Genomic DNA, 12,301 nt, shown 5'->3' with positions numbered 1-12,301 from the left:
TCCTATTCGTCTACGCCGTATTTTTTATCTAACGTGTTCATTTTGAAAACGTAAACAAAAATCAAAGCTACAAAGGTGTAAATAGCGCCCTGTTGTGAAAACCAGAAGCCAAGTTTAAACCCAAAAAAACGTACTTCATTCAGTACATCTACCAGTAATATGCCAAAGCCAAATGAGACCACAAACCACACTGCTAGTAACTTAAACAGTAGTGAAATGTTTTCTGCCCAATAAGCTTTTGCTTGTTCTTCATCTTTAAAAGCCATTTTTATTTTCCCCTTTAAGCATTGCATAATTGCAATGAGTGGTTTTTTTATAGTCGGTTATTAATTTAGCAACGCGGCGTGAAGAGTGAAGTGAGACCATAGTCGTAACAGCCTGTTAACGTTTACGTAAACTGCAAATGCAATTGTATTTAAAAACACAATTACACATAATTTTCAGTAGGTTAGCTTTTCCCTAAGTGCGTTAACGGCAAAATTTAAGTGGCTTTGTGTAAAAATGCGACATTAGTCTAATAAATCATCAACAATATAAATAATCATTTAAAATCAATACAATAAAAACAACGTTAATATTTTGCATAAAATTGTGCACGCACACTTAAAGTTATCTCTGGTATTGTGTGTGGGTATAAATAATAAGGTTTAATAACAACATGACTGCTGTACTGATTTTTGTAGCATTAGGCTATATTGGGGTGCTGTTTTGGCTCGCTAATTGGGGCGATAAAACAACATCACTTGCTAAACGGATTAGCCATCATCCTTTTGTGTATTCGTTATCGTTAGGGATTTATTGTACCTCGTGGACGTACTATGGTTCGGTTGGTACCGCCGCCACCAGTAGTTGGAGCTATTTACCCATTTTATTGGGCCCTTCATTGTTGTTCTTTTTTGGCCAAGGCTTTTTACGCAAACTGGTATTAGTAAGTAAAAAACAAAACATTACCACCATTGCCGATTTTATTTCTGCCCGCTATGGTAAACGTCAAACCAGTGCAATACTGGTCACTGTTATTGCCCTACTTGCTACCATTCCCTATATTGCGCTGCAGTTAAAAGCACTCAGTACCAGCTTTTTGCTTTTGCAAAACAGCAATCAAATATCTGGCGAAATGCTTACCCTCACCGCCACGTTAATTATGGCGCTGTTTGCAATATTTTTTGGTACCCGTAAGGTAGATGTTACCGAGTACCGCTCTGGGCTTATGCTAGCAGTCGCCTTTGAGTCTATGATAAAGCTCATTGCGCTTATTGCCGTCGCTGGCTTAGCCTTGTACACCTTATTTAATTTACCCACCCTTAGCGGCGAAAAAGTCACAGAGTCGATTTGGCAACACTGGGGCAACTTTAACTTTTTTAGTTTTAACTTTATTGGCCAGTCACTTATGGCTGCCGCGGCAATAATTTGTTTACCACGACAATTTCATGTCACCGTGGTAGATAACCAAGACAAACGCCATTTATTTACTGCTCGCTGGGCTTTTCCGCTGTATTTATTACTCACCGCCGCGATGATAATTCCTATTGCTACTGCCGCAATTCACCCAAGTATTGGTAGCAGTTTTTCACCCGACAGCTTTGTATTAGCGTTACCGCTTATTCACGACCAAGCTTTTTTAAGTACCTTTGTATTTATTGGCGGGCTTTCTGCAGCCACCGCCATGATAGTGGTGGCCACACTTACGCTTAGCACCATGATCTCTAACGATGTAGTGCTGCCGCTTCTGCTACGCCGTAAATTTAAGCGCAACTTAATTACCAGCAGTTATAAATCGCAAATTTTATTAGTCAGGCGCTTTACCATAGCCGGCATACTTATATTGGCTTATTTTTATCAGCAATGGTTTGGCCATGGTAGTGCGCTGGCTAGTATGGGGCTGGTGGCATTTTCGTTAGTAACGCAGCTGCTCCCGGCTATTGTGGGCGGACTTTACTGGCGAAAAGGCCATGCTTATGGTGTATATGCGGGGCTATTAGCGGGTTTTATTTGTTGGGTATTATTTTTAATGATGCCAATTTTAGATGCCGGCAGTGCCCTTGATAGCGAGCTTCAGCAAACCCTTATTACACGCGGCACTCTGATAGCCTTATTTGCTAACATTGGTTGTTATATTAGTTTTTCGTTAGGGGCAGAAGAGCGCTTGATAGATAAAATTCAGGCCGCTGCATTTGTTAACCCTAAAGATCAGGCTATTTTATCGCGCCGCTTAAACAAAAATGTTAAAGCCACGGTTTACGACTTTAAAATACTGCTGCAAACCTTTTTAGGTATTCAGCGCAGCCAACAAGTACTGGCGCACTTTTCACTTTCGCACCAGCTAAGTGACAATAATGCCCACCCCGAGCCCGAATTTATAGCCTACTGCGAGCGTGCGTTAACTGGGGTATTAGGGGCGTCTTCGGCGCAGGCGCTAATACGTACGGTTTCATCGGGTAAACGTATGGCCTTTGAAGAGGTGGTTAACTTTTTTGACGAAACCACACAAGCATTGCAGTTTAACCAAAACTTGCTGTATACCTCGCTCGAAAACTTAAGCCATGGTATTTCGGTGGTCGATAAAGACTTAAAACTGGTGGCATGGAATAAGCGCTACAGCCAAATGTTTGGCTACCCCGACGGCTTTTTAGAAGTGGGGCAACCCATTGAAGATATAATAAGGTACAACGCAGTACGCGGTGAATGTGGCCCAGGCGAAATAGAGCGCCAAGTAGAAAAACGCGTTCAGCATTTAAAAAATGGTAGCTCGCATCACTTTATTCGCCACCGCCGTAATGGCCAAGTGTACGAAATGATAGGTAACCCTCTGCCCGATGGCGGCTTTGTAACGAGTTTTTCAGACATTACAAACCATATAAGTACGCAAAATGCGCTTGAAGAAATTAACATGGATCTTGAAAACCGCATTGAAGCGCGAACCCAAGAAGTGCAAACCATTAATAAAGATTTACAAGCACAAATAGATAGCCGAGTAAAAACAGAGCAAGCACTTACTTTAGCCAAGCGCGAAGCAGAGCAAGCCAACGACAGTAAAACGCGATTTTTAGCACTGGCTAGCCACGATATTTTACAGCCTCTTAACGCGGCGCGTTTATACCTTGCAGCCATTGATGAAAAGCAGCTTGATACAACTAACCAAAATAGCTTTAATAAGCTTGGCCACAGTTTAGACTCAACCGTGCATTTAATGTCGGCCTTACTAGAAATTGCCAAGTTAGAGCAAGGCGCAATGACCCCAACTCCACGGCACTTTTGTATAAACGATATACTTATGCCACTGCAAAGTGAGTACGCTATTTTATCAAGCGATAAAGGCTTAAAACTAACCGTGCGTTCAAACGCACAAATTGTGCATAGCGACATTACCTACTTGCGCCGAATTATACAAAACTTGGTGTCTAATGCGGTTAAATACACCGAAACAGGGCGAGTATTAATAGCGTGCAGAAACCGTAAACACAATTTACGTATAGAAGTATGGGACACCGGCCCAGGTATTAGCCAAATAGAACAAGCTAAAATATTTAACGACTTTTACCGTATAGAAGCCGGTGATAACAAAGGCGTTGGTTTAGGGCTTGGCGTTGTAAAACGTATGGCCGATTTACTTAGCTTAGAGCTTGATGTGCACTCAGAGCCCGGTAAAGGCAGCCGCTTTAGTATTGAAGTACCCTATGGAGATGCGCAGTTTGTACAACAAAAAGCAACGGCCAGCAGCTTAGTAGAAAACCGCGCCGCGATTAACATAGTCGCGGTAGACGATGACCCCGAAAACCTAGCAGCAATGGCCAGTTTACTTAAAAAGTGGCAAGCCAATTACACCTTGTTTGACGATGTAAATAAAGTACTCGCGCACGCTAAACAGCACACAGCGCCCGATGTAATTTTAATGGATTACCAATTAGGTAATGATTGCGATGGTATTTCGCTTATAAAAACACTGCGTGATACATGGCAAAGCGAAGTGCCCGCCATACTTATAACCGCCGTACGCGACACCGAGCTTAAACAAGAAACCAAAGCGGCTAATATACATTATTTAAGTAAGCCTATTAAGCCAGGTAAGCTTAAAGCTTTACTTAATCACAGCACGTAATAGCCAATTAGCAGCAAAAAATAAGCCCAGCATTAGCTGGGCTTATTTATGTGCTTAACCAAGGCGTTGGAACCCTTAATTATTAGGCTGGTTTGGCTTGGCTTCGTAGTTTTTGAAATAACCAACTAAGCCCCACTAACGACAAGCCTAAGCCAATAAACGACAGCGCTTTTAAAAGCCCCGTTAAATTAGCCATGTCCACTAAGAATACTTTTAAAATAACGGCTGCCAATAATCCTAACCCTATTTTTTGGATTAATAGCTGATTTTTTAAATGCCCTAGCACCACAGTAATAGCCCCTAACACAAGCCAAATAACCGAGTAGCTATAAAGCTCTGCGTTGCTTGCACCTGTTGATAAGTAAATATAAGGGCCTTGCCAGTATTGGCGTATAAAGCCATTAATTGCCAACACACTCAATACACCCGCTACTGTGAGTATAAATGGCGCAGCTTTTGTATACAGCGGTTTAATTAACGTATAAAGCCAAAGCACGAGACCCGCAGGCACTAACCAAAGCAAAAATAGCCAATTAAATACAAAATATTCGCCAATATAAATAGAGCTTAAAAATGGGTTAGCGTTTAGCAAGGTGCTCAGTGCAGTAACACCCGCAGCACCTGCTAATGCCATGCCTGCCACTTGGTATAATTTAGCTAAGCTACCGGCAATACGAGCACGGTGTAAATATACACAACCCAGCGCAAGCCAATTACAGGTGAGTAAAGCTTGTTCGTAAAAGCTCAAAGAATCAAACTGCGGATAGTGCCCTACCAGTTGGTAGCTGGTTTCGGTGGTAATAAATAACGCCAAGCAATGCAGCGCTGCGCCTTCAAGCCAAACTTTTAACTGCGATGCGTTAAAGCATTTGGCTGCAGTGTAAAATAACACCACACACAAAGGATAAACTACTAAGCTCCAGTGCACACCCAATACACTAAGCGCCTCGTAACTTGGGGTCCACGGTGACAGTGTAAGGCGAAGTAGTAATGCAGCCACCAGCGCTTTAATTGGCCAATGTGGCATAGGCACCCGATAGCGGTTTATTAACACGCTAATAAGTAAAACTTGAATAGCCAGTGCAATGGTTAGCCCGCTGTCATTTAATAACATAGTGATAGCAAGCGTGATGTTGGCATTTGCCCCCACCCAATATGTAAAGCGCTGAAAAAGCGTTGCGCCACCTATTTCGCACCTAATTAAAATGGCGCTACTTGTAAGTAGTATCACTGCCCACAATGGATAGGCTGCGGCCAACGCATGGTTTGGGATTATAGCGTATAAGGTGGCAATCATTATAAATACGCTAAACGAGGCGGTAATATGAAAAGCCAATCGTTTAGGCTGCCACTTTATACCAAAATAAAGCCCATATACGCTGAGCGCTAACCCTAAAAAGATAGCGCCACCATATTGGTGCCTAAATATAAATAGCGAGTCAGAATAATCAGCATAATAAGAAGGCGTGCTTAATAGCCAGAGTACTGCTATTAACATCGCCACCCCTTGCCATAAATCCCAGCGGCTATTTTTAAGCACTAAAAACAGCAATGTTAATATGCTAAACGCATTTATTATTTGCCACTGTAAGTAGTTAGTACTATCAAAAAGCATAGCCAGTAACAAAGGGACAATACAGGCAAGCATTAAAGGGTTACTAGGGAGTGCGCTTATTAGGCGCTTTAAACTATGTGGGCGAGTTTCAACCACCGCAAGTTTTAACCCCAAGCGTGGCACGGCAATTAAACCAATAACACTTAATAGCCCATACGTGCCCATAAGCCAAATGGTGCTGCTGTTAGCTAAAGTAAAGCCAACAACATACCAGCTAAAATGCCCCGCCCAAAGTAAATACCACAGCCATGCACGCTGTACTTTATACGCGACCAGCGCAGCAGATAAGCTCACAAACCCAATGTACATATAAAGCGCAAATAAATTATTGCTGCCAGTGTTAATCAGCACGGGGACACAATAAGCACCAATAATACCTAGTACGGCTAATACTGGGCCAAGCATTATTGCCATAGCGCTCGCACTTATGGCAATAACCCCAAGGACAACAAATGCTGTTAAAGGGCTGATCATGTTATAGCTGCTATACGCTAATAAGGTCAGTGCAAAGCACGTAATAACCCCCCCACTGGCAAGCGCTGCAGGTATATAGTTATTAAACCCTTCAAATACACTATTTTTGTAATGCATATAAGCTGCGGCTGCAATTAAGCCTCCACCAAATACACCGCCTAGGGTTAATCGCATTGCAGGAGAGAGCAACCCGGCTTCTAAACTGTACTTTGCTAAAAATATACCGCCTAGCGCCAATGCGATTGCGCCTATCCAGGTCATCCAGTTTTGCTCAAAGTCGCTACGCAGTTTTTCAAAAAAAGAAGTGAAAAGTGTGGGTTTGAGATTTTTACTGCCTTGCTTATGTTTACTGGCAGAAGCATTAGCGGGAGGCTTTATTGCTGAAGCTGGCGTTTTTACCTGCCCACGAGGCTGACTTGGCTGATTGGATTGATTAGGACTAACTTGATTAAAAGTCGCCTCATTGCTATTTGTTTGAGCCGTGTATGCATGTTCAGCTGTGGAGCAATCGGTGCTTTTATCGGCGTCTTCAGCGTGGCTTTGTGCGTTGTTAGCTAATTCTAAACTAAGTACTTTTGCTTTTAATTGGGTAATTTCTTGCTTTAAATTACTAAGTTGTGCAATTGCTACAATACCGCAAATAGCACCGGCCATTATTGCAAATGCAAATAAACCCACTATTCCTAAAAACTCATCCATGGCACGCTCTTTTTATTTATTATGTTATGAGTGTACCTAAAATTATTAAAAGTTATAGCACTCTGCTTATATATGGGTTTATTTAATGTAAACAAAATCACGCTACAGCTAGGCAAAAAAAAGCCCCAAACAATAAAGCTTAGGGCTTTTACTTTCTAGAACGTGTTACATGTTACTTATTCTACGCTGTCTGTAATTGTCCGCGTTACACTCATTTTAAAGCCTGAACTGGTTGTCTCATCGTGCTCTAAAATTAAGATATAGTTACCTTCTTCGGTAAAATCTATATCGCTTTGTTGAATTAACACTATTTGTTGGCCGTTATCTTCGTATACGGCATACACGGTGTAAGCTTCATCATCTACATCAATTTCTTCTTGATCGTATCTATCTAAGCCATCAATTACATTGGTGGCGTCATCAACAGTTTCACCATTTAAGGTAAAGTACACGTCAACTTCGCTTACTGTTTGCCCTGCGTAGCTTTCAATTAGGTTAACAACCGAAATAGTATGGCTGTAGCTGCTAGGTGTTAGGTTTTCCTCAACGCTCATCATGCGTAAACCATTATCGACATCGTTGTAAAAAACGCCTACCGCACTTTGCTCGCGCTCTAGGGTCATTAAAAAGTTATCGGCAAGCTTAGTGCCCTCTTCGTCGTACATTGCAACGCTGTAACTATTTGGCGAAAGCTCAATGTAATCGGTGTAGGTATCGCTTGCTACCGTATTGGTATCGTTAACTGTGGTGCCACGGGTCGTGCTAAAGCTAACTGGCGAGTAATCGTCAACGGTATTTATAAAGCGCAATTGGCCTAACGCTGATTGGTGCTTTAGCGCTGTAACATAGTTATTGTCAGTCACAATATCGAGCGTGATACCGTTTTCTTCTGTTGCATAGCTTGGGCGGATCATGGCTACGTAGCTTTCTTCATCGTAAAAATAAACCGACTCCGACTCATACACTACATCAGTGCTACCTGCCTCAGTGATATAAATTGTGTAGTAACCCTCATCAAGGGTTTGTAAATCTAGTTCACTTAAATACTGTGTTGATGTAAATAGTTCAGCACTTTCAAATACGCCATCATCGGTTGCTAGGTAAATATCGTAGCTAGTGTCTTCACTGGTGATATTGTAAAAACCTAAGTTAAACTCATCTGTATCACTTGAAATGGGCACACTTAGCTCTGTGAACGTAGGTTCGTCAAAGTTACCGCTCATTACAATTAGTTCGGTTTTGTCACCTTTGATTGATACTTCTTGTTCGCTAATTGTAATGTAGCTGTCGTTTGCATCTAAGTATTCAAAGCTTAAATCGTAAGTGCCGGTGCTGTAATTATGACGCGTGGTTACATCAGCAAAATCAGTGCCTGAGCGCTCAGTTTCGTCTACAAATAAACGCGTATATGGGCTGTTATATGAGCCGTTATATAATTGTACGTAGCCTGTATCACTTGAGCCGTCGCTGCCGCCACAACCAACTAAAATAGACATTAAACTTAGAGGTAAAGCAGCTTTCAACAGAGAGTTGGTCATTAAAGTTTCCTTATTATTAAAATCACTATTATGACTTCTTTGCTGCATTTTAATTTCATAGTTTACAAAGTATTACCCTCGCTGACAGTTCTTTACGAAAACGTTTAAAAGTGTAATAAATGTGCAAATAAAAAGGATATTTGCGTAGAAAGCTTAAGGGGCTATTTTATATTGATCTCGGCCATTATTTTTAGCAACGTATAAAGCCATGTCTGCCCGCTTCATTACCTTGTCGAGGGGCTCGTTAGCGCTTTGCAGCGCCATACCAATACTTACGGTAAGCTGTTTGACCTGTTTAACTTTAATATTGTGTGCAATGTCTATTAGTTGCCCACAAAATTCAGCCGCTTGGCTTATATTACCGGTAGGCAAATAGCCACCAAATTCCTCACCACCGAGGCGCGCAAATTTAGCGTTATTAACAAACACACGATTATATTTAGTGGCTAGCTGCTGTAGCACTAAGTCACCTTCATCGTGTCCAAACTCATCATTAATAGCCTTAAAATGATCAATATCTATAATTAAAATAACGTAAGGCGTACTAGGGGCAGTTTTAACATGCCGATAAAAATAACGCCTATTATGTACTTGTGTTAAGTCATCAGTAATTAGTTCGCGCGCTAAACGGTTATGAATACTTTGCACAAAGCGCATGGTTTTAAATAAGCCATAGGCGGTAAAAACCATTCCCATGGTTCTGCATAAGTCTTCAAAATAAACACTCATCCAATAGGGCTGCACAACTAATTCATCTATTACATCGGCCGTTGTGCCCATACTCCATAGCAATAAACCCAATGTAGAAAAAACATACGCTTGTTTTGAAAGCTCAGAGCATTGCACTATCCAAAATAAAAATACGAGCACGATGAGATTGCAAAAGTCGGTAGTAAAACCGTACACGTTATTTTGCACATCTAAAGGGGGGAAAGTATTTAAAGCATAAAGTGAGAAAACAATAATGTAGAGCAGTAACGCTATACTTACCGCCTTATTTATCCAACTCATTTTATAAAAGTTAGACAGCCTAACGGTAAGTTTTACAGTTTCAATCATAGGGTGGCGCTTTTTAATGCGTTATTAACAAACTATAGCACACCAGAAAAAACCGCTATAAAAGGTTAACTTACCCTGTACTTGCAGGGTTATTTCACCACCTTGAATACAAAGAGTTGAGCAAAGCAGACACAAATACAATGCAAAGCTAAAAACCCACATTTGCATTAGTGTCCACACAGTTTTAGTCGCGCTGAGCAGCTTACTTATAACAACTAAGTATAAAACTATATTAAAGTGCTAAGGCCCCATAAAGCTAATATTAAAATAGTAATAGCAATCATTGCTTTAGTTTTGTGTTTACTGATTATTTGCTCGGCTTTATTACCTGCGTAATATACAACAACGGCTAAACTAAAATAGCGAATTGAACGAGCAATACCTGAGGCTAATAAAAACAAACCAATAGAGTATTTTGTAGCCCCAGCGGCAAGCATCGCAATTTGAAACGGAATGGGCACAATTCCCAGCGTCATTACAAACCAAAAACCTTGGCTTTGCATTTGCTGCTTAACATTTTCAAATTGCTCTTGGCTTGAAAACATTTCAATAACCCAGTCACCTATAGCGTCAAATAGGTAATAACCCAGCGCATAACCAAATAAAGCACCAATCACGCACCCAACTGTTGCCATAAGCGCTATTAACCAAAGCTTTTCACGACGTGCTTGCATAAGAGGCACAAGCACTGCTTCAAGCGGAATAGGGACTATCGTAGATTCTAAAAACGACGCTACGGTAATGCCTGTTAGCATATGTTTAGAATCTATAAAGTGCCGTGTTTTTTCTTTTAGTTTTTTTTGAATAGCCATGTAAATCCCTTAATAATTTGCCATTGTAAGCACAGTGTATAGTAAGAGTATTAAGGTACGCTTAAGCATAAAAAAGCCCGTTATAAAACGGGCTATTATCCATTGTTGTGCGCTATTTAAATGGTTGAGTTATATACGTCAAACTGCATTTGCATAACGCTAGACTGCTCACCTTCAACTAAAGCAATAACACGCGTTTCTCGGCCTTGTAGCTCTGTCGGAATTTTTTTAGTTTCGATAAACGTTTGTTGCGAAATTTGCTCTTCGCTCACATTAAGCGCAAGCAGTGCTGATTTAACCGTTTCAATACGTTTTAACGCTAGCTTTCGGTTGTATTCAAGTGAGCCCTTTTTACTGGTATCGCCTATTAAAATAACACTCAGTAGTGGTGAATTTTCAATAGAGCGAGCAAACTCGGCTACTTTTTGCTTTGCATCAGTAGTAAGTGCATGCTTATCAAATTCAAAGTTAATTACCACCCCACGAGTTGTGCTTATGTTTTCCTCAAGCGGGCAACCGTCGTTATCTGTTACCGCTTTAAAGGGCGTGTCTGCACATTTATCGCGCTCGTTAATAACCCCATCTTGGTCTTGATCAAGCAAATCATTAGACTGTAATTTTTGCTCGTACGGACCTGGCTCAGTAGCACAGGCTGTTAAAAGTAAAGCGGCACTTAATAAAGCTATTTTTTTCATTATTATCTATCTCCAAGCTGCCAAGCATCTGGCTTATCTACTTTTAAGGCACTTACTAAACGACCCGTTGCATTAATTAGTCTGTAGCTGGCAATACGTTGATCATACGCTGATTCAATATAGTTTCTTCTTGCTGTGAATAATTCAATTTGCGAATCAAGTACATCTAATAGTGAACGCCGCCCTAAGCCAAATTGTCTTTCGTAACCTTGTTGTGCCACTTCAGCATAACCAACGTTTTCCTGATAAAACTTCTTTTGCTCGTCTAAAAACACATAAGCATTCCACGCAAAGCTCGTTGCTTCTTTTACTTGTCTATGTGTTGAGTCTTTTACAGCTACAGCTTCTTGATAGCGCCATTTTGCGGCATCAGTATTTGCATTTGTTTTACCGCCGCTGTATAAATCGTAACTCATAGTTAGCATTATACGGCCATTGTCATCTCGCCCAGGCGATCCTGATATATCTCGGTTATCTGCAACATCAAGCTCTAAACTCACTTTAGGCCAGTAACCGCTTTTTTCACGTTGTATTTGCTTATTCGCCGCTTGAATATCGTAAATAGCGGCAGCAATCTCAGGATGTGCGCTTTTTGCAATTCTCATCGCCTCTTCTAAAGAGTCAGGTAGGTAATGTGCATCCGCTTTAGGGATAACGAGATCCTCAGGATACTTGCCTACTAAATCATAATAATTTGCTTGTATGTCTAATAAATTATTTTTAGCTGCTAGATAACCAGACTGCGATGTTGCTAAACGTGATTGCACTTGAGCTACATCGGCATCACTTGATAAACCACGTTGGTGGCGCTGCTCAATATCACTTAAAATCTTTTTATGTATTTCGATATTTTTTTCAGACAATTCAATTAATTCAATTGCTTTTAATAAATCTAAATAGACTTGAACAACTTCAAGGCTGATATTTTCTGCCTCAGAAATTAAACCAAGCTGATCGGCCCGCGCTTCATTATCTAAACGCGCTACCTCAGAAGAAGTGCTAAAACCATCAAACAGCATTTGCGTTATTTTTAAGCCCAGTTCACGGCGGTCTAGTTCTGTGTCAAATTCGCTGCCCGATTTAAAATTCACATGCTCATAGCCATAGGCCGCATATAAACGTATTTGAGGTAAGTATTCACTAAATGCACTGCGTTTATCACGATACTTAGCTTCAAAGCTCGCATACTTTTGCATTAAGCGAGGGTTTGTATTTAATGTTTCTGCTACCGACTGCTCTAATGTAAGAGCACTTGCATACCCCGGTGTTAAAGCTAAAACAGAGAGTAATCCTATAATTCGCATTTAATA

Annotated in this window: 8 protein-coding genes; 1 reads left to right on the top strand and 7 read right to left on the bottom strand. The window is 40.9% G+C overall.

All coding sequences use genetic code 11. From position 1 onward, the window contains the following. Positions 1-2: 2 nt before the first annotated feature. A complete protein-coding gene (locus tag SJY38_RS02060; RefSeq protein WP_004586074.1) occupies positions 3-266 on the bottom strand; it encodes a DUF4212 domain-containing protein in 264 nt (87 codons plus the stop codon). A gap of 392 nt (positions 267-658) precedes the next feature. On the opposite strand from SJY38_RS02060, the gene SJY38_RS02055 reads away from it, so the two are divergent. After that, positions 659-4,099 carry a PAS-domain containing protein gene (locus tag SJY38_RS02055; protein WP_377109226.1) on the top strand — a complete coding sequence of 1,147 codons (3,441 nt, stop codon included), beginning with the start codon at positions 659-661 and terminating at the stop codon, positions 4,097-4,099. A gap of 82 nt (positions 4,100-4,181) precedes the next feature. Here SJY38_RS02055 and SJY38_RS02050 read toward each other — a convergent pair whose 3' ends face one another. The 6 genes from SJY38_RS02050 to SJY38_RS02025 form a co-directional block, all read right to left on the bottom strand. Next, positions 4,182-6,887, bottom strand: coding sequence for a DUF2339 domain-containing protein (locus SJY38_RS02050; RefSeq protein WP_377109225.1), 2,706 nt, complete (start codon positions 6,885-6,887; stop codon positions 4,182-4,184). Positions 6,888-7,063: 176 nt separating this feature from the next. Continuing rightward, the gene (locus tag SJY38_RS02045) at positions 7,064-8,425 is read right to left on the bottom strand and encodes a DUF4397 domain-containing protein (protein ID WP_121637898.1); all 1,362 of its coding nucleotides are present in this window, start codon (positions 8,423-8,425) and stop codon (positions 7,064-7,066) included. Between the two features lie 153 nt (positions 8,426-8,578). Further along, complete coding sequence (locus tag SJY38_RS02040) at positions 8,579-9,484, bottom strand: GGDEF domain-containing protein (RefSeq protein ID WP_377109224.1); 906 nt, start codon at positions 9,482-9,484, stop codon at positions 8,579-8,581. Positions 9,485-9,711: 227 nt separating this feature from the next. Beyond that, entirely contained in the window at positions 9,712-10,296 is a 585-nt protein-coding gene (locus tag SJY38_RS02035; protein WP_029772950.1) for a YqaA family protein, read from the bottom strand. Positions 10,297-10,412: 116 nt separating this feature from the next. Continuing rightward, a complete protein-coding gene (locus SJY38_RS02030) occupies positions 10,413-10,991 on the bottom strand; it encodes an OmpA family protein (protein ID WP_138684499.1) in 579 nt (192 codons plus the stop codon). 2 nt (positions 10,992-10,993) lie between these two features. Further along, positions 10,994-12,295: a TolC family outer membrane protein gene (locus tag SJY38_RS02025; RefSeq protein WP_377109223.1), complete on the bottom strand. Its 1,302-nt coding sequence runs from the start codon at positions 12,293-12,295 to the stop codon at positions 10,994-10,996. Between the last annotated feature and the right edge of the window lie 6 nt (positions 12,296-12,301).

This window comes from Pseudoalteromonas sp. R86517 (assembly GCF_042466295.1).
Classification (GTDB): domain Bacteria; phylum Pseudomonadota; class Gammaproteobacteria; order Enterobacterales; family Alteromonadaceae; genus Pseudoalteromonas; species Pseudoalteromonas atlantica.
Note: the sequence above shows the minus strand (reverse complement) of the source record. Positions and strands in the feature narration are given on the sequence as shown.

Bases quoted from the DNA above. Each gene is read 5' to 3' on its own strand.
- SJY38_RS02030 (WP_138684499.1), bottom strand. From the start codon at position 10,991: ATGAAAAAAATAGCTTTATTAAGTGCCGCTTTACTTTTAACAGCCTGT.
- SJY38_RS02045 (WP_121637898.1), bottom strand. From the start codon at position 8,425: ATGACCAACTCTCTGTTGAAAGCTGCTTTACCTCTAAGTTTAATGTCT.
- SJY38_RS02040 (WP_377109224.1), bottom strand. From the start codon at position 9,484: ATGATTGAAACTGTAAAACTTACCGTTAGGCTGTCTAACTTTTATAAA.
- SJY38_RS02055 (WP_377109226.1), top strand. From the start codon at position 659: ATGACTGCTGTACTGATTTTTGTAGCATTAGGCTATATTGGGGTGCTG.
- SJY38_RS02035 (WP_029772950.1), bottom strand. From the start codon at position 10,296: ATGGCTATTCAAAAAAAACTAAAAGAAAAAACACGGCACTTTATAGAT.
- SJY38_RS02050 (WP_377109225.1), bottom strand. From the start codon at position 6,887: ATGGATGAGTTTTTAGGAATAGTGGGTTTATTTGCATTTGCAATAATG.
- SJY38_RS02060 (WP_004586074.1), bottom strand. From the start codon at position 266: ATGGCTTTTAAAGATGAAGAACAAGCAAAAGCTTATTGGGCAGAAAAC.
- SJY38_RS02025 (WP_377109223.1), bottom strand. From the start codon at position 12,295: ATGCGAATTATAGGATTACTCTCTGTTTTAGCTTTAACACCGGGGTAT.